This window comes from Saprospira grandis str. Lewin (assembly GCF_000250635.1).
Lineage (GTDB): Bacteria > Bacteroidota > Bacteroidia > Chitinophagales > Saprospiraceae > Saprospira > Saprospira grandis.
On sequence record NC_016940.1, the window covers coordinates 3,145,678 to 3,168,743 of the forward strand.

Sequence of the window (23,066 nt, forward strand, 5' to 3'; positions counted from 1 at the left end):
GCCAAAGGCCAGAACGGCTGAGGGATGGGCAGCAGTGGCCGAAGGCCAGACCCAGCCAGCTTGCTGGCGCAGGGCCGAGCGATTAGCGAGCTGCGAGACAGCCCGACCCGCCCGCAGGGCGGGACTGCCCCAAAAAATTATTCATATACCTTGGCTTGTGCAGCCCTTACTCGCTCATTGTAAATATAGTTTTCTTGGGCCAGTACCTCCACATAGGGTTGCATTTTTAGAATCAAACTAGCTTCCCCCATCTGTTCGAGCAGGTTTTTATAGGCCAACTGAAAATCATCCTCTAAGCGCTTGGGCTGGCCCGCAAAAGCCGGGCGATTGGCCGTGCCCTGCAATAAGGCCCGCAAATAAAGGCTTTTTTGCTCCTCGATCCAGTCCTTGAGCTCGTAATTGGGCAAGCGCAATAAGAATTTATCCCAGCTAATGAGACGAGCGGCCAACTCCGTAATGGGCCGAATAATTTCCCCATCCTTTAGCACCGGCTCCTCGATGTCTTGGGCGTACAGGTCCAGAAAAATACGGCCATTGGCCGGGGCAATGCGATAGACCCGCCGCTGAAATTTATCAATGTTCGGGACCAGCAATAGCTCGCCCTTGGGCCCCAAGGCAAAGGCCAAATACAATTGATCGAGCTCTCGCAAACTGGCATTTTGCTGCATATCTACAGAGCCATAGCGCTTGAGCTCGGCCAAATGGGCCTGAAATTTACTGCTGGGCAAACGGTCTACCCAATAGCTATGCACTTGCTGCTGAAAAGCAATTAGCTTGGCCAAAGCCCAGTCTGAAGCCGCCGCTTTGCGGTTGGGAAACATCCCCTCATAGTATTGTATAGCCTCTTCTAAGGCCGACTTTTTTTGTATCGAAGTCTTTTTAAGCAGCTCTCCAAAACGATTCATCTGGGCCTGCTCCATAGGGTCAATTTCCTCCTTTTGGCTCAAGGGAATAGGGGTTTCACTCTCCTTGATGCTCTGAAAACGAAGGCTCTCTCGCTCTCCCAAAAATTTGATGCAACCGCCATAGACCCAACCCTCATTGCCGTTGCCGCTGCGCACCTTATACCAATGCTCATAGCGATCCTCTCCACCCATTTCTACTAGGGTCGTAAAGTTGGTGCTGTCGTTGAGGTACTCCACTACACTCTCTAAGGCCAAACGCTCTAAAACAGCCCCCTCCAAATCAGGGGTGGAGCGCAGCCGAAGGTTGGGAATACTGACTTCTACAAACTGTGGCAATGGGCTGGTTTTGCTGTTTTTGGCCGCCAAACGATGCTCCGGCCCCTGAGGCTGCTCTTTGGGCCGTTCCTCATTACAAGCAGGTAAGAGTAAAAAAACAAAACTACCAATTAGAAGATGTCGAAAGGGTCGCATAGGGAATAAACTAACGTGAGAAAAAAATAAGTTGGCCCTTAACCTTTGGCGGCAATCTCTTCTAGCTGAGCGGCCAAACTTAAGGGACTGTAGTTGAGGTATTGGGCGGCATAAAGACTTTGCATACTGAGGTCTTCAGGGCGAGCAGGCTGTATATCGGCCAAACTAGCCGCCAAAATTTTATGCGCATCAAGACCAAAACAATGGGCCATTTTTTGGGCCAATTCTAAACGAGATAGCCGCTCTGGCCCAGGAAAATGCCAAATTCTAGGCAATTTCTCTTCCGTATTATAATAAATTAAAGCCAAAAGTTGCTGCAAATAACGAGCAGCCTCATAAGCCGATAATGGGGTTCGGTATTCATCGCTAAAAGCCGCTAGTTGCTCCCCTTCCTGATCGGCCAATTGGGCCAACCAACGCCCAAAAAAATGCTTGCTGTAAGCCGGACCAATGCCCAGCAATAAGGGCAGGCGACAAATATACGCATTGGGGTAATCGGCCAATAAAGCTTCTTCTACCGCCAATTTCTGACTACCATACTGCAAGAGCGGATAAGCAAAACTTTCCTCATCATAAGGCGCCGAATGCCCATTGAATACCATGTCCGAGGAGACAAACAAAAAGGGAATCCCCTTGGACTTGGCATAATCCGCTAAGGTCAAACTCGCATATACATTTACATGATAGGAGAGGGCCGGATGCTCCTCGCAAAAGCTAGTGTTGGCAATAGCCGCCGCATGAATAATGGCATCAGGAGCCAAACGATCCAGCAGTTCCCGCACTTCCTGATCCCGCAATAAGTTGATGCGCTCCCAAGACCAAGGCGCCCCCTCAAATTGCTGCCGATAATATAAACCTACAGCCTCTCCGCCCAATTGCCAGCTCTGAGCCAAATGCCAACCCAAAAAACCCGAGGCCCCCGTCAAAATAATTTTTTTCACAATCCAATTCGTTCGGTGAATCGCTAATCTAAGGAATATCAAACAGCCTTCATATTTAGTAGCCCAAATCTTTTAAGGCCGCTTACTTAAAATAAGTCTAAATAAGTTTTGTCTTTTGCTAAATAGGGCCTATACTTGCACTATTAGTAATTGATCTAAATAAGAATAGCGATGAATCTGGCAAAGGAAGATCTGCAATGGCTGTTGTTGGGCGGACTGTTTTCGGTCCTTTTGCTCTTAGGTTCAGCTACTTTTGGGGCCTACCCACTTTCTGCTGCCGATTTATGGGCCCTGCTTTCTGGCCAAACCCAAGCAGGCGCTAGCTATTTTCTCTTTTGGCAAATTCGCCTGCCTCGCCTGCTCATGGCTTATGCTGTGGGCGCGGCCTTGGGCCTTTCTGGGGCGGGGGTGCAGGGACTTTTCCAAAATCCTTTGGCCGAACCCAGCCTGATTGGGGTACAGGGCGGAAGTATGCTGGCCGCTGCCATTTATTTGGTCCTCATTGGGCCACTTTTGGGCAGTTATTCGCTTTGGGGCTTGCCGCTTTTTGCTTTTCTGGGGGCCATTTTGGCCTGCCTGGGGGTCTACCGCATGAGTACGCTAAATGGCCGAACTTATACGGCGAGTATGCTACTCGCTGGGGTGGCCATTACGGCCCTTTGTGGCGCCTTTACGGGCCTACTGACTTATTTTTCCGATGAGGCCCAACTCCGAGATTTTACCTTTTGGAGCCTGGGTAGCCTGGCCGGAAGTAGCTGGTCCAATCTCCTGATTTTATTGATTTGCTTATTGCCTGCCTTGTTCATTTTGTTGCCTATGGGCCCTGCCCTAAACGCCCTTTTATTGGGCGAAACCGAGGCGCAATATATGGGCTGGAGCAGCCAAAAAATAAAATGGAAGGTCTTGTTTGCCGCTAGTTTGGCAGTAGGGGCTTCGGTGGCGCTTTCGGGCAGCATTGGCTTTATTGGCCTTTTGGCCCCACACCTAATCCGCCTTTGGCGAGGCAGTAATCAACGCTTTTTGTTGCCGGCTTCGGCTATGCTGGGGGGCTGCCTGCTCTTGCTGGCCGATACCTTTGCCCGCTGCCTTTTGGCCCCTCAAGAGCTGCCCCTTGGGGTCTTGACGACCCTTTTGGGGGCCCCGCTTTTTTTCTATCTGGTCTTACAAGCCAGAGGAAGACATCAGTTGGTTTAGGCTGATTTATTTTTTGGGGCCTCCTGCCTGCGGCAGGCGCTACGTTTCGGGGCTCGCTGCTCGCTCGGCCCTGCGCCAGCAAGCTGGCTGGGTCTGGCCTTCGGCCACCCCTACACATCGCTAGGCCTGCGGCCCCTTTGGGGCCTGTAGGACGCAAAATAAACGGAATAATTATGCTTTTAGATGTAGATGCGGCCTTGTATTGGGGCCAAAAGCCCTTGCTCGAAGAGTTGCGCTTTTCGCTCTCTGCTGGAGAGTTCTTGGTGGTTCTGGGCCCCAACGGAGTCGGAAAGTCTTCTCTTTTGCAATGGTTGGCAGGCCAAAAAAAAACAGCGCTCAAAGTTAAGGGCAAGGCCCAACTCAAAGGGAAAGATTTGGCCCAATATAGCCTTTCCGAAATGGCAAAGTTTAGGGCGGTGATGTCGCAAAGTTTGCATCTGCCTTTTCCCTTAAAGGTCCAGGAGTTTATGAGCCTAGGCCATGCCCAACAAAAAGCCGCCCTCTCTGATGAACGAGCCCTAGATTTACTGGCCCAATTGGGCCTGAAAGGCTATGAAGACCGCCTTTGGCAACAGCTTTCAGGCGGAGAGCGGCAGCGCCTGCAATTGGCCCGACTCCTCTGGCAATTGGAGGAGGCGATTGAGCAAAAAGAAGCCCTGCTTTTATTAGATGAGCCCCTAGCCGCTCTCGATATTGCCCACCAACAACAATTGATGCAGTTGGTGGCCCAACTTTGCAAAGAACAGCAATTAGGGGCCCTGGCCATTTTGCACGATATCAATATTGCGGCCCAATATGCCGACCGTCTACTGCTCTTGGCCCCAGGCCAACAATGGGCCCTCGGCCCGCCCGAAGAGGTGCTCACGCAAGAAGCCCTCAAAGCTATGTATCAAGTAGAAACATTTATAGAAAAACATCCTATACATCATTGTCCACAGGTCATCTTTAGCGGCTGGCTAAAGGGCCAAACTATATAATTATTATGGAGAATCAATTGAATACGCCTCAGGATTTGGCCCAAGCTTATGCGGCCCTTCAAGCAGAAACCCCTCATTTGCGCATTCGCCAAGCGGCCCAAAAATTGGGCGTGGCCGAGCTGTCTTTATTAGAATTGGAGCTGGGCGGCCGCTGTATTCGCCTAGAGAATAAACCCCAAGAGATTTTGGCGAGCCTAGCGCCTTTGGGCCGCCTGATGGCCCTTACTCGCAACCCTTATGTGGTGCATGAGCGTAAAGGCATTTATGAAAATGTTTCTTTTATGGGCCCAACTCAGCAAGTGGGGCTGGTGGTAAATCCCGATATCGATTTGCGCCTCTTTTTGTCTAGCTGGACCCATGTCTATGCCGTGGGCATTCCCAAAGGAAAAGAGGTCTTGCATGGCTTGCAGTTTTTCGATAATAGAGGGGAGGCCGTGCATAAGGTCTATTGTACCAAAGAGAGCAATATGGAGGCTTATCAGCAGTTGTTAGATAAGTTCCGAGCCGAGGACCAAAGCCCTTTGGCCCTTTTGCCTTACCCCCATTGGGAAGGCCCCGAAGCTTCAAAAGCAGAGGTAGATGTAGCGGCCTTTCAAGAAGATTGGTTGAATTTGCAGGATACGCATGATTTCTTTGGGATGCTTAAACGCCATGGCTTGGCCCGCCAAGATGCGCTGCGTTTGGCCCCAGAAGGCCATGCCCGCCAAATGGAAAAAGCAGCTGTTAGCCAAATGCTAGAAAAGGCATCGGAGACGGGCCAACCCATTATGGTCTTTGTAGGCAATAAAGGCTGTATCCAAATTCATACAGGTCCAGTAAAACGCATTGTAGAGCGAGGGACCTGGATCAATGTGATGGATCCCGATTTTAACCTGCATCTAGATTTGGCTGGCGTAGCCGAGGCTTGGTGGGTCCGCAAACCCTCTGCAGACGGAATCGTCTCTAGCCTAGAGCTTTTTGATGAGCAAGGAGAACTAATTGCTTATTTCTTTGGCGCGCGCAAACCCGGTATTCCCGAAAGAGAAGACTGGCGCGCCCTGCTCAATACTTTGCCCGTTTTGGTCCAGCCCGAATCGGTCTAAAGGGTTTGATTTTCTGCGTTCTACAGGCGCGAAGCGCCGCAGGCTGAGCTGCCCGGTGGGTGGCCGCAGGCCAGACCGGCTTTTGAGCGCAGCGAAAAAGACGGGCCGAGCAGAGAGCGAGCCCAAAGGGGAGCGACCCGCCCGCAAGGGCGGGGCAGCCCCAACAAAAAAGAAAAAAGTAGATATGAACTACCTAAAGATTAGCAGTATTTTCTCATTTTTGCTTTGGAGATGCGGTTTGCAGCTGCTGAACGCCCAAACTCCACCCACTGCAGATAGCTTGTTGTTAGAGGAGCGGCAGGATGAAGCAGTGATTGTGAGTGGAGAATTTTTGCCCATTGGGCAAGCGAAGGCGATCGAGCCGCTGCAACTCATCTCTTTAGAGGAAATTAGAAGGCGGGCCGCCTTGGTTTTAGACGAGCTTTTGCAACAACAACTCAATATTCGGATTCAGCAGGATGGGGTGTTGGGCTCGCAGATAGAAATGCAGGGGTTGTCTGGCCGTTATATCAATGTATTAGTAGATGGTGTTCCTTTGGTGGGCCGACAAGATGGGCAGCTCGATTTGGGCCGTATGGGCCTAGAAAACCTCAAGCAGGTCGAGATTGTCGAGGGCCCGATGTCGGTCCTTTATGGCAGTAATGCCCTAGGCGGAACGATTCAGTTGGTCACCCAAGATTTTATCAAAGAAGGCTGGCAGGCTGGCGGGCATTTGCTGGGCGAAAGCAAGGGCCGCTATCAGGGATCTGCCTATTTTGGGGGCCGTTATAAGGCTATTTCTGGCCGCATTAACTACCGTTATTTAAATTGGGCGGGCTATGGTTTTGATAGCCTTCGCTCTCAGGCCTTTAACCCAAAAACGCAGCATGATGTACAGGCTTTTTTGCGTTGGGATGCTAAAAAGCTGGGGCAATTTCGCTATCGGATTGGGGGCTTATTGGAGGAAATTAAGCAGTTGGGCGATACTCGTTTGCCTGATTTTCCCAGCCTTTCTTATGCTAATGATTATACCTTTACTACCCGCAGTTTGGACCAACAATTATCTTGGAAAAAGGTAATTGATGAGCGCTATCATTTGCAGGCTTTTTTGGCCAATAATCTTTATGAGCGGCAAAAAAATGCCTATCGCCAGCCTTTGGGGGAAAATCCCGAAGCCCTGCGGCAGGATAGCCTAGATTCTGATACTTCGGCCTTTTCCGCCTGGCATTTTCGAGCGGTGATGGCTACCGAATTTAGAGAAGTTTGGGATTTTCAAGCGGGCTTAGATTTTCGCCAAGAGGCCGCTTTGGGCCAACGCCTCAAAGAGGATAGCGAGCAGGGCGATTATGCGGCCTTTGGGGTGGTCCGTTATCAACCTACAGCCAAGCTACGCTTGCAGTTGGGCCTTAGAGGGAGCTATCATACCGATTATCAGGCGCCATTGACCTATAGTGTGCAGGGGCGTTGGCAATGGCATCCTTACTGGACGCTTCGGGGCTCTTATGCTTCGGGTTTTCGGGCGCCCTCGCTCAAAGAGCGCTATATGGATTTTGTAGATGCCAACCATTTTATTCAGGGAAATGCCGATCTCAAGGCGGAGCGTTCTCAGCATCTGCGCCTCAATTTAGATTACCGCAAAGGGCCTTGGCAAACGGGCCTCAATTTGTTCTATAACTATATTGAGGACCAAATTACGCTACAAGATTTTGTGGTCGACAGCACGGGCAGTTATCAACCTGCGCCCAATGCGAGCAATCAGTATAGCTATTTCAACTTGGAGCGCTATGAGAGCTTAGGCGCCGATTATCGCCTGTCTTATCAAAAGGGCGGTTGGCGCGTCCAGTTGGGCGCCATTTATACGGGCCGATACAATAGCCTTAGCCAAGATTCGGAGGCGGTGCCCCGCTACAATTATACCCTAGAATTTAGCCAGCAGTTGTCTTATCATTGGGCCAAAACGGGCTGGAGCTGCTCCATTTTTCGCCGAGATTATGACAAATTATTGCGCTATGCCGAGACCTACAACCCCATTACGCAAGAAAATGAGGTCTATGAATATAGCTTAGGGGCCTATTCTTTAATGGACCTGACGGTACAAAAGCGCTTTAAGAAAGTTTGGACCCTAGGGGCGGGCGTTCGCAATTTGCTCAATGTACAAACCGTAGCGTCTGGCGATAGCGGCTCTGCGCATTCGGGGGGCAGCGGCAGCATGGCGATTAGCCCTGGCCGGCAGTTTTTTCTGCAATTGCGCTATAATTATCGCTCTAAATAGAGCAGAAGAAGTAGTCGATTTTTGTGTTTTAGCCTGCAGTAATGCGGGCTTTTTTTATGCGGCTAGTTGATGGATGTTTTGGGGCCTCCCGCCTTCGGCGGGCGCTACGCTTCAGGGCTCGCAGGTCTGCTCGGCCCTGCGGCCTGATGGCCTTGGTCTGCGGCTTCGCCGCCCCCTTTCGCATCGCTAGGCCGTTTGGCCTTCGGCCATAGCTGCAGCTTAAAAGCCGCAGCCAGATTAGGATCCCAGCTAGCTCTTTGTCGCCCCTTGGCCTGCAGCTTAAAAGCCGCAGGTCCTGAAAACCTAAGCCCCTGCTTCCAAGATAGAAGGCAGGGGCTTTTAAGCTCCTGCGGCGAGCAAGATGATGGCCCAACGGGATTGGCTGCGGCCTTTAGGCTGCAGATAGCGGCGCAGCCGCCATGGCCGAAGGACAAATAGCCCAACAAAACCTTTACGCCCTATTCTGCAGCTGCAAAACGGCATCCTACAGTTGCGGTATGCTATTCGGAATTTGTGAAACGGCAATTGTAAAGAGGGGGATGCTATTCGGAATTTGTGAAACGGCAATTGTAAAGTGGGGGATGCTATTTGCAATTTGTGAAACGGCATTTGTAAAGCGGGCTATGCTATTCGCAATTTGTGAAACGGCAATTGTAAAGCGGGGGATGCTATTCGCAATTTGTGAAACGGCAATTGTAAAGCGGGGGATGCTATTTGCAATTTGTGAAACGGCAATTGTAAAGCGGGGGATGCTATTCGCAATTTGTGAAACGGCAATTGTAAAGCGGGCTATGCTATTCGGAATTTGTGAAACGGCAATTGTAAAGTGGGGGATGCTATTTGCAATTTGTGAAATGGCAATTGTAAACTGCGGTGAGCTATTCGCAATTTGTGAAATGGCAATTGTAAAGCGGGGGATGCTATTCGCAATTTGTGAAATGGCAATTGTAAACTGCGGTGAGCTATTTGCAATTTGTGAAACGGCAATTGTAAACTGCGGTGAGCTATTTGCAATTTGTGAAACGGCAATTGTAAACTGCGGTGAGCTATTTGCAATTTGTGAAACGGCAATTGTAAAGCGGGGGATGCTATTCGCAATTTGTGAAATGGCAATTGTAAACTGCGGTGAGCTATTTGCAATTTGTGAAACGGCAATTGTAAAGCGGGGGATGCTATTCGCAATTTGTGAAATGGCAATTGTAAAGCGGGCTATGCTATTTGCAATTTGTGAAACGGCATTTGTGGGACTGTTCAGGATTTTGTGTATCCGAATAAAATTTGGGTCTTTAGCCTGTTAGGATTTGGCCAATCATCGCCTAGGGACAAGCCCCTAGGCTAATCCAATGGAGTCAGCCCTAAAGGGCCTCAAAGGCTGATATACACGGCCTTGCTAAGTAGTTATTTCAAAGGAAAACCTTATCCAAAGGCCCTCTTTAGAGGGCTGTCTGAAAAGCTAGCCTAGGGGCTTGTCCCTAGGCGCAGGAAAGGCGCAGACACAAAATCCCTGTTTCTGCAGCCTAAAGGCCGCAGCCAATTTGCTTGGGTCATTATTTTTTTCGCCGCAGCGGCTTAAAAGCCCCTGCTTCAATTAAGAAAGGAGCTATTTGATTTTTGAGGTCCTGCGGCTTTTAAGCTGCAGGCCAAAGGGCGGCTAAATCTTAACTAATCTGTTCCGAAATTGGCTGCGGGTTTTAACCCGCAGGTCTATATATCCATCCTACAGGCCCGAAGGGCCGCAGGCCTAGCGATGCGAAAGGGGGCGGCGAAGCCGCAGACCAAGGCCGTCAGGCCGCAGGGCCGAGCAGACTTGCGAGCCCTGAAGCGTAGCGCCGCAGCTTTGCTGCGGAGGCCCCAAAAAAAGGCCCTCCTCACAAAAAGTGAAAAGGGCCAGTTATCATTATTCTTGTTCTGTATCTAAGGGAGGATGATCGGGGGGGGTATCCTCTGCATCGGGATTCTTTTTGACTGATTTTCCGAAGAAGATGACTACCAAAAGCAAGACCGCCAAACCGACAGGGAAACAAATCGTAAAGGGAATAGCGAAAGCCGTGCTGGCATAGCCGCAGGCCAAACTCACACTACCAACCGTTAGGGCATAGGGAAGTTGAGTGCGCACATGATCGATATGGCGGCAATTGGAGGCTAGAGAGCTAAGGATAGTTGTATCGGAAATTGGCGAGCAGTGATCGCCGAGGACCGAGGCCGAGAGGACGATAGCGATATTATTATAGAGTAGGGCCCAGGTGGTTTCCATAGGCAGGCCATTGGCACGGCAGAGCTCCCAAGTCATGGGAATGGCGATAGGGTAGAGGATGGCCATGGTACTCCAGCTAGAGCCCGTAGAAAAGGCAATTAGTGCCGAGAGGATAAAAATGACCACGGGCAGAAAATAAGGGCTGAGGTTTCCTTCTAGACTAGAGGTTAGGAATTCGGCGGTGCCTAATTCCTCTGTCGTGAGGGCCAGCGACCAGGCAAAGACCAGAATCAGGAGAGCGGGCACCATCGTTTTGAAGCCAGCGACCATCAGTTCGAGGCCTTCTCCTAATTTGAGAATCCCTTGAATCATGGAGAGGAAAATGGCCACAATAATGGCAGAAAGCGAGGCCCAGAGGAGGGCCGAATAAGAGTCGGAGCTACCGATAAGGATACCCAACTTGCGCAAATCGGAGATGGCCATCGCCTCATTTTTGGCAGCGGCCAGACCTTGGCTGAGGTCGGCTTCTAGGTAGCCGAGTTCTTGCCAGATCAGTTCCCAGCTATTGCTTTCTAGGGCAAGGCCTTTATCCATTAGGCTTTGGTAGCAGCTATTCATGCCCGTATCGATCAGGCCGAGGAGGGTGCCGAGCACTACGACGAGAATGGGAAGCAGTCCGTTAATCCAGCGAAGGGGAGCGCCGGGCTTGGGGTCTAGCTCTTCTAGTTCGCTACTATCGCCTTCATTGCCAGAGACGGCGAAAACCTGACCTTGGTGGCGGGCGCGGCGTTCGGCCTTAAGCATAGGGCCAAAATCGCGGCCGAAAATCACGATCATAGGGATAAAGAGGAGCGTAAAGAAAGAGTAATAAGAATATTGTAGAGAAGAGAGAAAAACCGAATAGGCCGAGGGCGGCTGGCCGATTCCCTCTAGGCTAGGGAGCGCATCTTCGATATAGCCGAGTTCGGCGCCGATCCAGGTCGTAATAAAGGCAATGGCGGCGATAGGGGCGGCTGTACTATCTACGATATAGGCGAGTTTTTCTCTAGAGATCTTGTACTTATCGCTAAGGGGGCGGATCGTATTCCCAACAATTAGGCTATTGGCATAATCATCGAAGAAGATGGCGATACCGAGAAACCAAGCGACCAACTGGGTACTTTTGGGGCCACGGGCTAGGGGGGCTAGCTGTTTGACAATGCCGGCCATACCGCCATTTCGGGAAATCAGGGCGACCACTCCGCCAATCATCATCGAGAAGAGGACTACTGAGAGGTGACCACTATCAGACATGGCCTTAATAATATAAGTATCGAGAACGCTAAAGAAGCTTTTAACGATCAGGTAGGGTTCTAGGGGCATTCCGCTAATGATCCAGGCGCCAGAAAAGATGCCGAGGAAAAGGGCCAAAACCACCTGTTTGAACATCAGGGCAATCAGGATGGCGACAAGGGGGGGAAGAATAGACCACCAAAGCGGAATGGGTTTGACGCGGATGCTGCCGTCGGTACGTTTGCGGAGGTGGACTAGCTTATGCGTTTTTTGTCGCCCCGATTGGCTAGAGAGCTGATAAAGCTCACCTTGGAGCTGGGGTTCAATTTGTTTTTGGCTTTGTCCGTCTTTAAAGAGGAGGAGTTGTTCTTCTCCATTGATGGATATTTTGCCCAAAAAGGGTTTTTGATTGACCACAGAAAAGCGGAGGAAGCTCTCCTTATTTTCTTGGATACATTCGTACTGAAAGCTAGCGATGCCAAGCGTATCGTATTGAGGGATTGTATCTCTTTTGACGTTAATTTGGGCGAGGCTATCGGCTAATAGTTGGATATGAGCCTGGGCGATAGAATCTTGGCGGAGACTATCGGCTTGATTGCTCGGAGGGCTTTGGGCGAGCAAGTTAGCGGCCAAGAATAGCGTGATTAGGGTCCAAAAAAAAGTTTTCATTAACGGGCTATTATTGGGCATAAAAAAAGGCTAGGGGGTGGCCTGCCTGTTTATTGCCCAAATGATTGATTGCAAAATCGCTTAATTGGGCGCTTAAAATAATGGATTTTAAAAAAAATTAAAGAGAATTGCTCAACAAACTTCTGGAAAATGGCTGTGAGTTTGGCCTAGGCGAGACATCGGCCCAAAAAACAAACAAAATAAATGGGAGCTAAAAACCCTAGAGGACCTTTTGCCGTAACAACTTGGGTAATCAAAAGGGCGGCGGCCTTAAGTTTTTTAAAACTTAAAGACTTTTGTGACGTTTTCATATTCTATGCATCTTAAGTTTGTTGAAATTTAATTTGTTTGTTATTAGCTCTGTGATGTTTTGCACCTTTAAAGCTCTTTTTGGCGGTTAGTTTTGTGTATAGACATTGATTTCCCCCCTCATTCTATAAAATTGTATGGCTATGGCAGCAAGAGCAGCAACAGAAAAATACTACTACAGTCGGTACATGCTGGTCCAAGAAGAGCAAAAGCAGCAGGAGCATCCTTTTAAGGAGCAGATCTGGCAACTATTCCAATCTGCGGATCGGGCCAATATAGAAATGGCCTTGAGTTGGATTAAAAGTTTGCAGATTCCGATGTTTCAAGAGCTAGAAGGCCTAAAAACGCTATATCGGGCGAGCTGTGGGCAGCGGGTCGTGCAAATGGGGGGTAAAGAGATACAGCAATTATTTTCCTTAGAGCATTTATTTATTCGACAGCGGTCTTTGTATCAGATCCCTGAGGTATTGGGCCGTTTGCAGCAGCTCAAAAAGCTGAGCATATTTCATAGTCGGGCCAAGCGCTTGCCAGCTAGTATTGGGCAATTGCATCAATTGGAAGAGTTGAGCATACAGATGAGTTTGCTGGAAGAGTTGCCTGAGGAGATTGGACAGTTGAAGAACCTTCGTTGTTTGCATTTGGGCCAATTGGCGCTTTCTTATTTGCCTAAAAGCATTGGGCAATTGCAGCAGCTAGAAGAATTGCAAGTGGTGGCCTCGCCGCTTATGTACTTGCCCGAGGAAATTGGGCAGTTGTCTAGTTTGCGTAAGCTAGTCGTTGAGCATAGCCAATTAGAGCAGTTGCCTAAAAGTATTGGGCATTGTTGTCAGTTGCAAGAGTTGAGTTTGCGAAACAATAAACTCAAGAAGCTTCCCTCTAAGCTTTGTTCTTTACAGCTTTTGCAGTGGCTAGACCTCAGCCAGAATGAGTTGAGGCGTTTGCCTTTTGCCTTGGCGCATTTGCCCTTGCTACGGCTGTTAAATTTGGATGGGAATCAGTTGGAGAAATTGCCTTGCATTAAAAATTGGGCACTACTCTACGAGCTATCTGTTCGAGATAATCAATTGGCCAAATTGCCTGCTACTATAGGGCGTTTGCAGCAATTGAAAACCATGCGTGTAGAAAATAATCAGCTGTCGGCCCTACCGCTAAGTATTATGGATTTGCAGGAGTTGCGCAGTTTGAACTACCATAAAAACCCCTTGCGGCAAAAAGACATTGATCCCGAACTGATTGTCTGGCTCAATAATAACGCTTAACTTAGGCCCAAAAGATGGCTAGTGATTTTTATGAGGCGATCTATGAATTGGTTCGCCAAATTCCCAAAGGAAAGGTCTGTACTTATGGCCGAATTGCCGCTGCCCTAGAAAAAGCTGGGGCGGCTCGGCAGGTGGGCTATGCCCTAAATAAATGCCCCGCAGATGTGCCCGCCCATAGAGTAGTGAACCGTTTGGGCCGCCTGACGGGCAAGCTGCATTTTGGCGGCCAAACTATGCAGGCCCTTTTAGAGGCTGAAGGACTAGAAATTGTAGAAGACCAAATCCAAAATTTTGAACAACATATTTGGGAGCCGCTAGAAGAGCTTTAGGGGTGAAGAGGCGGCAAAGCCGCCTCTGGCCTAGCGATGCGGCGGGGTGGCCGAAGGCCAGACCAAGTTTTTTGAGCGCAGCGAAAAAAACGCAGGGCCGAGCAGACCTGCGAGCCCCAAAGCGACAACAAGCCCTTTAGGGCGCAGTTCGACGACCGAAGAGAGTAACCGCCGACGACCGAAGGGAGGCGGAGGCCCCAGAAAACTGTTTAGATATAAATGAGTTCAGAAAAAAGAAGCTTATCTTTTCAAAAAAAAGATGATGCTAAGAACTTTATTATTGCTCCCCTTACTTTTGCTGAGCAGCTATTTATTGGCCCAAGAACCCTTTGAGTGGTTGTCTTGTGGTAGCCCCTCGCATAAGTCGGCCTGGCTAAAGAATTATCAGGCCAATCCCAGCCAATATGCGCCCCTCTTGGCGGCAAAATCTAATAGTACCCAATATATTGGACTAACAATTCATCAGGTATTTAAGGATGATAGCACGGGCAGTATTCCTATCGACCAGATTTTGCAGTCGGTCTGCCAGCTCAATACCGATTTTGCGGCCACGGGCATCCAGTTTTATGTAGAGCCCCCCATTAGCAAGATTTATGATACCGACTTTTATGTGCATGATTCTGTCTCGCAGGGCGGCCAAAAGATGCTGCAATATAATAGAGACAGCAGCCTGAATGTCTACTTTGTGGCTTCTGCAGCTGCTGGAAATTGCGGCTACAACCTCCCTTATGCTGGGGTGGCCATGAGCAATAGTTGCTTGACGGGGCACACCTTTGCCCATGAGTTGGGCCATGCTTTGGGCTTGCCGCATACCTTTATTGGTTGGGAAGGGGGCCAAAGTTGGAATGGCAGTCCGCAGACTAGTTTTTCGCAGCCAGCGCCCACGCAAGTGACCATTAACTACACCGATTTTAAGGACCAACCCTATCCCGATACCCTAATTATCGACACCCTTTTGGTCGAAAAGGTGCCCAGAACAGGCCCCAATGCCAACTGTGGGATTGCCGCCGATGGTTTTTGTGATACCCCAGCCGATTACCTGGCCTATCGTTGGGTTTGTAATTCGACGGATGCCAGCAGCACCATTTATCAGCTAGATCCCGATAGCGTGGCTTTTCTAAGCGATGGTTGGTATATTATGTCTTATGCCTTGAGCAGCTGCCAAGTTGGCTTTTCTCAGGAGCAAATTCAGGCCATGAATGCCTTTTTATTGACGGAGCGAGGGCATTGGATCGGGCAGCCTAGCAGCCTAGACAGCTTTAGCAATTTGAGTACTTTGCTCAGCCCTAGCCAAAATGCCATTATTCCCGCCGAATATCCGCTCTTTCAATGGAATGCTACGGCTGGCGCAACGCACTACCTTTTTCAGCTCTACAAAGAGCCCATGGGCGGTGGCCAAGTTATTGAAGAAGTGATTGTGGCCGATACTTTTTTTCAGAGCAACCGCATTTTATCGCCCCGCCCCAATATGTTCCCTTATAGCTGGCGGGTGATGCCCTTAACCTACAACTATTTTTGTGCGGCTTATGGTCCCACACAGCAGTTTAATACCAACTCGCCCACGGCCCTAATCGATTTGGAGATGCCCACTTTATCAGACTTTCAGTTGGGGCCCAACCCTTTGCCGCAGGGGCAGCCTTTGCAAATTTTATGGACCCTAGGGGGAGAAAAAATGGGCCAATGGCGAATTTTTAATGCTCAAGGACAGTTGATCTGGGAACAAAGCGCTCAGTTGCAAGCTGGGGCGGGCCGCTATCAGTTGCAATTGCCTACAGATTGGGCCAGCGGCAGTTATTTTCTGCAGTTTCGCAGCAAAACAGGCGAAATGCAAGGCAAATTATTTATCATTAAGTAAGAACTCATTTAAAATAAGAGATATGTTTTTGATTGGAAGTATTATTTTCTGGACCATGGCTGCGGTGGTCGGCTATTTTTCGCTCATTCCCCTCAAGGCGGCTGCCGAATACCGTTTTAGAGGCAAATTGGGCCTAACTGTAGAGGGGATTGGTTTTGCCGTTTGCCTATTGGCGGCCATTGCTACTGGTGGTTTTGCAGGCTATTTGTTGTTGGGCGGTGGCATTGCGGCTGGGGCGGCCATTCGCTCTCGCTCGGGCAATGACCAGCGTTATTTGGAATAAGAGCAGGCTCGCTAAGAGAAAACCGCTAATTTCTAGATCTAGAAGTTAGCGGTTTTTATTTTGGGGCTGCCCCTTCCTGCGGTCGGGTCGGGCTGTGTCGTGGCTCGCAGGTCTGCTCGGCCCTGCGCGGGCTGCGCCCGCTGGGTCTGCGGCTTCGCCGCCCCACTTTCCATCCCTCAGCCGCGGCGCTGCGCGCCTTTGCGGCGGCTTCGCCGCCTGCAGGACCCTACTCCTTATAGTGGTCCAAAATTTTGGCCTTCATCTGGAAATATCGAAAAATACCCAAGAAGAAAATCACTAAGCCCAAGGCAAAAAGCGCATAAGCCGTATAATGAGAGCTTGCTTTATCGGGATAAAAATTGATAATGGCAAAGCCCGTAACCACCATATAAAGCGCTGTGCGCATAAAAGAAAGTGCGGTGCGCTCATTGGCGAGGTGGGTGCGGTCTAGGGCAAGTAAATCGCGGACCAAAGGTTGGGGTTTATTATTGGTAGTATCAGACATAGCTTGTTTTTGTTTTGGGCCTAAGCAACAAAAAACAGCCATCATTTTCTGTGATAAGGTTGGCAGTCTGCTTAAATTTAAGAGGACTTTAAAATAACGGCCAAAATATTTTTTGCTTAGATGAATGCTGTTATCTTTGCGCCTAATCTTAATTAGATTAAATCTTAATAAACTAACAATGATGAAAAAGTGGACCTTAGCGCTAGCCTTGGGCGCATTGAGCCTAACGGCTTGTAAGAAAGATGAAGACCCCAATGACGGTTTGAAAGATGAGGTAGTGAGCAACTACTGCGAGATTGTTTATGCTTCTTATAGCGACAGTCATTTGAAGGCTCAGGAATTGCAGACTGCGATTAACAATTTGGTGGCTGGACCTTCTGCCACAACTTTAGAGGCGGCCAAAACGGCCTGGAAAGCGGCTAGAGAGCCTTATGGCCAGACGGAGGCCTTCCGTTTTTATGATGGCCCTATTGATGATGCCGATGGGCCAGAGGGGGATTTGAATGCTTGGCCTTTGGATGAAAACTACATTGATTATGTAGAGGATGCTTCTGGAAGTATTGTAAATGGTGGCATTATCTACGATACGGCCAGTTATCCTATTTTGAGCAAAGAGTTATTGGCTAGTTTGAATGAGCAGGGAGGCGAGAAGAACATCAGCATTGGTTATCATGCGATTGAATTTTTGCTTTGGGGCCAAGATGATCTGGATGTCAATGTAAATCCGGGGCAGGGCGGAGACCGCAGCTATGCGGATTTTGCGGGTGATATTTTTGCGCAGCGTCGTGCTCAGTATTTGCAGGCAACTACTGAGTTGTTGGTAGAACAACTGGCAGAGTTGAAGGCAGCTTGGGCTGTTGGAGCGAGCTACCGAACTACTTTTGAAGCCATGCAAGAAGATGTAGCCTTGGCTAAGATTTTGAGTGGTGCGGCCATCTTGTCCAAGTCAGAATTGGCTGGAGAGCGGATGTTTGTGGCCTTAGAGGCCAATCCGGCGGATAATCCGCAGGAGGATGAGCACTCTTGTTTTTCAGACAATACGGATAGAGACATTATTACTAATGCTTTGGGTATTAACAATGTATTGTCGGGGACCTATGAGGATGTGAATGGTCAAATTATTGGGGACCAAGAGCATTCTATTTTGGCTTTATTGCGCAATTTGGACGAGCAGAAAGCGGCTAACTTAGAGACTGCTATGGAAGAAGCTATGGACAAAGTCAATGCGATTCCCACTCCATTTGACAAATACGTCACGCAGGAGAACGTAGGTGATAATGGGCCTATTTTCCAGGCCATTACGGCCTTGCAAGAGCAGGGTGATTTATTGGCTGATGCGGCGGTGGCCTTAGGCTTTACGATTAGCACAGAGCTACCCGAGTAGGGAAGACTACTAAATAGTATATGAAGAAGAGCGGTCCGATTGGGCTGCTCTTTTTTTTTAGACAAAACGTAGACAATTAGGGAGAAAAGAAGATTTAGGAGAGTTTAGTCTTTTTTTAGCAATTGAAAAACGCTATTTTTAGACATCTTTGATCGCCAGCACATTTGTGCTGGCGATAGAGGAGCGAAGCGACTGGCTGAGGGATGGAAAGCAGTGCCGCGAAGCGGCAGACCGAGGCAGCTTTGCTGCCGAAGGGCCGAGCAGACCTGCGAGCTGCGACACAGCCCGACCCGACCGCAGGGCGGGGCAGCCCCAAAAAAATAAAAAAAGGGGGAGAGAGTAGCCGAAGAAAAGCTTAAAATCGTTTTAACATTTGATAGGGGTCCTATTGGCGGAGGGGCCTAGAGAAATTAGAATAGAAAACGCAACACTATGAAGAATATACTTACCCTTTTATTGCTGAGTTTAAGTTTTTGTCTTTGGGGGCAGAAAACGACAACAATCACGAACTTAGATGTTGGTTCGGCTATACAAGAAGCATGTCCGACGCATGATGTGAGAATTAACTACAGCGGATATTCGGACTATCCTGACTTCTTTTTTCTATCGGTAAAAGGGGGGCGGCAGCGCTTGGTGAAGAGCGTGCCCACAACAGATACGATTTATTGGTCTCATGTTCAGAATTGGCAAACTACGCCGCCTTTGAATCCGCATTTGAGTCCGCCTTCTGGGGGCTACACTACAGATAGTCTTATTGCGCAGACGACTCGTCAGGGAACTGCGGGTAATTATTCTGGAACCATTACTTTTTCGGCTCCGGCAGATATTACTTCAGGGACCATTGTGTTGTATGCGGTAGATAGTAACTATGCGGTGGCGCCGATTCCCTTGGACACTATTGTGTTGTTGGCGACCAATCCGGATGTAAATATGTCTCCTATTCCGGCCACAATGTGTACGACGGAAGATGTAGAAATTTTTGTTACGCCAGCGCCTTCATCTTCTTCTTTGGGGACGGGTTCGATTAGTATTTCGAACACAGCTACGCTTACAGGATATTCGCCGATCGATTATATTATTACGGATAACAATCCGAATACCTCTTTAGACTATACCTTTGTGCCTAATGGTTTGAATGGGGCGACGTCTATTGTGGCGGCTCAGGATTTGTCTACGACCTATACGCTTCGTTATGATTATGTTCCGATGATGCAGACAACGGCGGTTAGTTGTCCGTCTAAGAACAGGTCTCAAATTACCACTATTTATAATAATAATATTGATGGGGCAACTTTTGCGGCGGTGACCAACCGAGAGGATAGTGCTGTTTTGCAGCTACAGTCGGTAACCCCTACTAGTTTTGAGAACTTGATTGTCAATAATAACTTGCCCGATACAATTTATGGGACTTATGTAGTTGATGGGGAGGTCTTTTTGGCTTCTCAGTCAGATACGGGCAGTTTTCCTATAACCTATGAGGTAGAGAATGGGCCTTGTTTGGCTCAGGCCACGGCCAATCTTTTGGTCCGAGATGTTCCGGGTCGGGTGATGCCTTATTCTTACTGTAGTTTGGATACGGCCTTTACTTTTGGGCGAGACAATGATAACTTTCCTTGGAATCCTCTTTATTCAGGAACTCAGCGATCTACGATAAGAAGAAAATACTTAATGAATGTAGATGTACAGCCTGCTTCTTGCCTAACGGTACTCAATAGCAACCAAGGGCAGGAGCGTTATCAGATTGATCCTGCGGCTGCTCCTGCTGGTACGGATACCATTTGGGTACGAATTGAGTATCAAGAGGAAACTAGGGGGTATGGGTACAATGGTAATGCGAATTATAACAACGGTAATGGTACACAGGATGTGTCGGGCTACCCAATTCTAGACACCGTCACCACCTTGGTCTATTATGAGGCGATTGAGTTATTTGCTCCGCAGGATCCAGTAATTGATACTAGTTTGCAGGCCACCTACTGTAATGATGTGCCAATTGTGGGTTTAAACTCTACGCCAGCTGGTGGGGTACACGACTTGATTACTTTAACGGGGCCAAATACAGGGACTGTACGTCAGGCGGGCAACAACTTTAGTCCCTCAAGTTTGCACCAAGGAGAGGTCAGTGATATTCGCTATCGTTTGATTTATGAATCGGGGATTGGTAACTGTATTGCTTATGATACGGCGGAGTTTACGGTTGTGGCTCCGATTAGTTTGGCTTTTATCGGTCGGAACTCGGCCAATCAGGGAAATGGCAACAATACCTATTGTTATAATGACCTCTCTAACCAGCTACTAACGGCTCCCGCTCCCAGGCGTTATGCTCACCCTGATTCTTTGCAGCCAGAAGAAGGGAGCTTTACCGGGCAGGGGATTCAGGGCTTTGGACCCACCTTTAATCCGCAGGCGGCAACTCCAGGTACCTTTAATATTCGCTATACTTATGTCAATCAGTATGGTTGTAAAAGCTTTGTTGACTCTACCTTTACGGTAGATCCGGGCCCCAACCCCATTTTGTCTAGTGATCAGTTGGGAGATACTTATTGTGCCAATGATACCCTGGGCATTTTGACCGGCTCACCTGCTGGAGGAATCTTTTTTGGACCAACAATCCAAAACCCTCAGGATAGTGCCTTTCAGCCCAATATTATTTATGCCCCATCCATGCCTAATACGGCAGGGACGGTAGACTTTGAGTACCGCTATACCGACCCTAATACGGGCTGTAGCGATACTACTTATTTGAGGGTAACCATTAACCCCTTGCCGCAACCTAGCCTGACGGTCAGCGATTATTTCTTCTGTGAATCAGATCAGCCCGTTAGTCTAAATGGACAACCCGCTGGTGGGGTGTTTTACTACTATAATACAACAGATACGCTTCATGATGCGACCTATTATCCTAACCCCAATTATCCAACCTTACTCACAAGCACTAGAGTGGATACGGTGGTCTATGAGTTGGAAGAATTGGGTTGCGTCAATCGAACCGAAGCCGTACTCACCACTTACCCCAATCCCGTCTTTAGTTTTTCTACCGTAGATGGGGGCGGCGATACGACCACTCATGTTTGCTTGGGCCAAGATACCCTCTTTTTCTTCCCTTATTTAAGTGCCGGAAATGTACTGAATTATGATGGACCAGGGGTACTCAATAATACCGACTTCTTGCTGCCTCAGGTGGCTGGCGTCGGTGCACACAATATTCGAGCAATTTATGAGGACTCTACCAATTTTCCCGCAGTTTGCCGAGATACAGCCTATGCCGAGTTCTATGTGCATAGTCAGCCTAATGTGAATTTTAGCTCTATCGATGGCTGTGGAACACAAGATGCCGTGCTCTTTCCAGATAATGCACAATTGGGACTAACAGGAACCATCCCCGGAACGACCACGCTCTACGATTCTATTTCTCAAGTAACTTGGGATTTTGGAGATGGAACAATTCGTTCAGGAACATTTGACCTAGCCGATAATACGATTGATACGGTCCATTATGTTTATCCTCAAGAAGGGGTCTATACCGCCTCTCTTTTTGTAGAAAATAATAGCTATTGCTCCGATTCTGCAGAATTGCGCATTTTGGTGCTGCCCGCTATTCAACCTACCGACTCTGTTCCTTATTTCCAAGATTTTGAAGCCGATGCTGGCGGATGGATTGAGGAGGCCGAATCGGCCAATACGAGCAGTAATCTCTGGGAATGGGGAACCTCTAACGCTAATGTGATTGCTTCTGGACACGGAAATACCTGGATCACTGGCCTCAATAGAGCCTATACCTCAGGCGGAGAAGATGGCTGGGTCTATAGCCCTTGTATTGATATGACGGCCCTCGAACGCCCGATGATTAGCCTAGATCTCTACTATGAAACAGACCCCGGAAATGATGGGGCTGTCATTGAATACTTTGATCAAGATGTCAATAAATGGCTGCCTCTTGGCGAACAAGGTCGCGGAATCGAATGGTACAATTATAATGTGGTGGCCGGCCGCCCCGGTGTGCAAAGCCTAGCCCCTAGAGGCTGGTCTGGCGACTCTGATGGCTGGCAGGATGCCCGCTACAAATTAGACGACCTCATGCACTATACAAACCTCCGCCTCCGTATCGCCTTTGGCGCAATTGGCGTAGTGCAGGGCCTCGATGGAGTAGCCTTTGATAATATCTGGATCGGTAACCGTAGCCGAAATGTTCTGCTCGAACACTTTTCTAATTCGGGCCTCAATAACTTTGACTATGTGAACCAACATGTCTATAATCTCATGTATCGCACTCCTGTGATCTATGATGCCGTCATGCTCCAATACCAAACGAGCTTCCCCAATACCAACGACCGATTTAATTTATTTAATATCGATGATCCCTCGGCTCGAGTCATCAAATACGGGATTTCACTGGCCGGTAAAGCCCTAATAGATGGCCGAAGATTTAGTGCTACTTCCAATTCTCAAGATCTCCAAATGGTCGATTTTGAAGAGGATATGCTCCGCTCGCCTAAGTTCGATATTAGTATCGATACCTTTGTGAGCTATGCCGGAAATACCCTAGAGGTAGCCGTTACTTTCACCGCCCTAGAAGACCTTCCTCTAGGCGATTATGATCTGCATATCGCCGTGCTAGAAGATTCGCTCACTTATTTTAGCGGAGAATATACCCATAGCGTGATGCGCAAAATGTTGCCCGCTGCCGATGGTAGCCGATATAGCCGCGCCTTCGCTATTGGCGACCAAGAACATGTTCGATATACCTGGGATGATTATCCTAATAATTTTGACTTTAACGAAGCCTCGGTGGTGGCCTTTATCCAAGAAGAAACACCCACTTCTAAAGAGGTCTTCCAAGCCACTAGCTCCAGAGATATTACCATCTATCTCGACTCTTTGGGAACCTCCACTTTTGAAGCCGCTCAGGCTGCCGCAGCTCCTTTCCAAAATCTAAAACTCTATCCCAACCCCTCTTCAGAGTTCTTTAATTTGCAGTTGACAGAGCTCCCCCAACAAGCACATAGCTGGCGAGTTACGGACCTGCAAGGTCGCATCTTTGAAGAAGGAAACTGGGAGCCTGGCCAAGAAAGCCTACAGCTATGGGCCCGAGATTGGCCCGCCGGCGTCTATATTTTCGCTATCCAAGGCCAAGGATTCCAAGTACAACGCAAAATGGTACTGGTCCGATAATTTGGGGCCCGCGG

15 protein-coding genes are annotated in these 23,066 nt (G+C 48.8%); 11 read left to right on the top strand and 4 right to left on the bottom strand.

Annotated features, from left to right (window positions below; genetic code table 11):
- Positions 1-137: 137 nt before the first annotated feature.
- Together SGRA_RS13895 and SGRA_RS13900 are read right to left on the bottom strand one after the other, a co-directional pair.
- Positions 138-1,376, bottom strand: a complete 1,239-nt coding sequence (locus tag SGRA_RS13895) for an SH3 domain-containing protein (RefSeq protein ID WP_015693383.1) — start codon at positions 1,374-1,376, stop codon at positions 138-140.
- Between the two features lie 38 nt (positions 1,377-1,414).
- The gene (locus tag SGRA_RS13900) at positions 1,415-2,359 is read right to left on the bottom strand and encodes an SDR family oxidoreductase (RefSeq protein ID WP_245538560.1); all 945 of its coding nucleotides are present in this window, start codon (positions 2,357-2,359) and stop codon (positions 1,415-1,417) included.
- A 129-nt stretch (positions 2,360-2,488) separates the two neighbouring features.
- Between SGRA_RS13900 and SGRA_RS13905 the strand changes: the two genes are divergently transcribed.
- The 5 genes from SGRA_RS13905 (at position 2,489) to SGRA_RS24130 (ending at position 9,119) form a co-directional block, all read left to right on the top strand.
- Positions 2,489-3,511 (top strand): FecCD family ABC transporter permease, encoded by a 1,023-nt coding sequence (locus SGRA_RS13905; protein ID WP_015693385.1) that lies wholly within the window; start codon positions 2,489-2,491, stop codon positions 3,509-3,511.
- A 173-nt stretch (positions 3,512-3,684) separates the two neighbouring features.
- On the top strand, positions 3,685-4,488 hold the full coding sequence (locus SGRA_RS13910; RefSeq protein ID WP_015693386.1) for an ATP-binding cassette domain-containing protein: 804 nt from the start codon (positions 3,685-3,687) through the stop codon (positions 4,486-4,488).
- A gap of 5 nt (positions 4,489-4,493) precedes the next feature.
- Positions 4,494-5,570: a hemin-degrading factor gene (locus SGRA_RS13915; RefSeq protein WP_015693387.1), complete on the top strand. Its 1,077-nt coding sequence runs from the start codon at positions 4,494-4,496 to the stop codon at positions 5,568-5,570.
- A 184-nt stretch (positions 5,571-5,754) separates the two neighbouring features.
- A complete protein-coding gene (locus tag SGRA_RS13920; protein WP_148268353.1) occupies positions 5,755-7,821 on the top strand; it encodes a TonB-dependent receptor plug domain-containing protein in 2,067 nt (688 codons plus the stop codon).
- A gap of 497 nt (positions 7,822-8,318) precedes the next feature.
- A complete protein-coding gene (locus SGRA_RS24130) occupies positions 8,319-9,119 on the top strand; it encodes a hypothetical protein (protein ID WP_015693390.1) in 801 nt (266 codons plus the stop codon).
- Between the two features lie 599 nt (positions 9,120-9,718).
- Here the strand turns inward: SGRA_RS24130 and SGRA_RS13945 are convergent.
- The gene (locus tag SGRA_RS13945) at positions 9,719-11,956 is read right to left on the bottom strand and encodes a Na+/H+ antiporter NhaC family protein (protein WP_015693393.1); all 2,238 of its coding nucleotides are present in this window, start codon (positions 11,954-11,956) and stop codon (positions 9,719-9,721) included.
- A 452-nt stretch (positions 11,957-12,408) separates the two neighbouring features.
- Here SGRA_RS13945 and SGRA_RS13950 point away from each other — a divergent pair, with 452 nt between their 5' ends.
- The 4 genes from SGRA_RS13950 (at position 12,409) to SGRA_RS13965 (ending at position 15,991) form a co-directional block, all read left to right on the top strand.
- Positions 12,409-13,524 (top strand): leucine-rich repeat domain-containing protein, encoded by a 1,116-nt coding sequence (locus SGRA_RS13950; RefSeq protein ID WP_041329934.1) that lies wholly within the window; start codon positions 12,409-12,411, stop codon positions 13,522-13,524.
- Between the two features lie 14 nt (positions 13,525-13,538).
- Positions 13,539-13,853 carry an MGMT family protein gene (locus SGRA_RS13955; RefSeq protein WP_015693396.1) on the top strand — a complete coding sequence of 105 codons (315 nt, stop codon included), beginning with the start codon at positions 13,539-13,541 and terminating at the stop codon, positions 13,851-13,853.
- 259 nt (positions 13,854-14,112) lie between these two features.
- A complete protein-coding gene (locus SGRA_RS13960; RefSeq protein WP_015693397.1) occupies positions 14,113-15,708 on the top strand; it encodes a zinc-dependent metalloprotease in 1,596 nt (531 codons plus the stop codon).
- A 22-nt stretch (positions 15,709-15,730) separates the two neighbouring features.
- Positions 15,731-15,991: a hypothetical protein gene (locus SGRA_RS13965; RefSeq protein ID WP_015693398.1), complete on the top strand. Its 261-nt coding sequence runs from the start codon at positions 15,731-15,733 to the stop codon at positions 15,989-15,991.
- A 226-nt stretch (positions 15,992-16,217) separates the two neighbouring features.
- Here SGRA_RS13965 and SGRA_RS13970 read toward each other — a convergent pair whose 3' ends face one another.
- Positions 16,218-16,496, bottom strand: coding sequence for a DUF202 domain-containing protein (locus tag SGRA_RS13970; protein ID WP_041329935.1), 279 nt, complete (start codon positions 16,494-16,496; stop codon positions 16,218-16,220).
- Between the two features lie 178 nt (positions 16,497-16,674).
- On the opposite strand from SGRA_RS13970, the gene SGRA_RS13975 reads away from it, so the two are divergent.
- Positions 16,675-17,880: an imelysin family protein gene (locus SGRA_RS13975; RefSeq protein WP_245538561.1), complete on the top strand. Its 1,206-nt coding sequence runs from the start codon at positions 16,675-16,677 to the stop codon at positions 17,878-17,880.
- A gap of 432 nt (positions 17,881-18,312) precedes the next feature.
- Complete coding sequence (locus tag SGRA_RS13985; RefSeq protein WP_041329673.1) at positions 18,313-23,052, top strand: T9SS type A sorting domain-containing protein; 4,740 nt, start codon at positions 18,313-18,315, stop codon at positions 23,050-23,052.
- Positions 23,053-23,066: the final 14 nt, after the last annotated feature.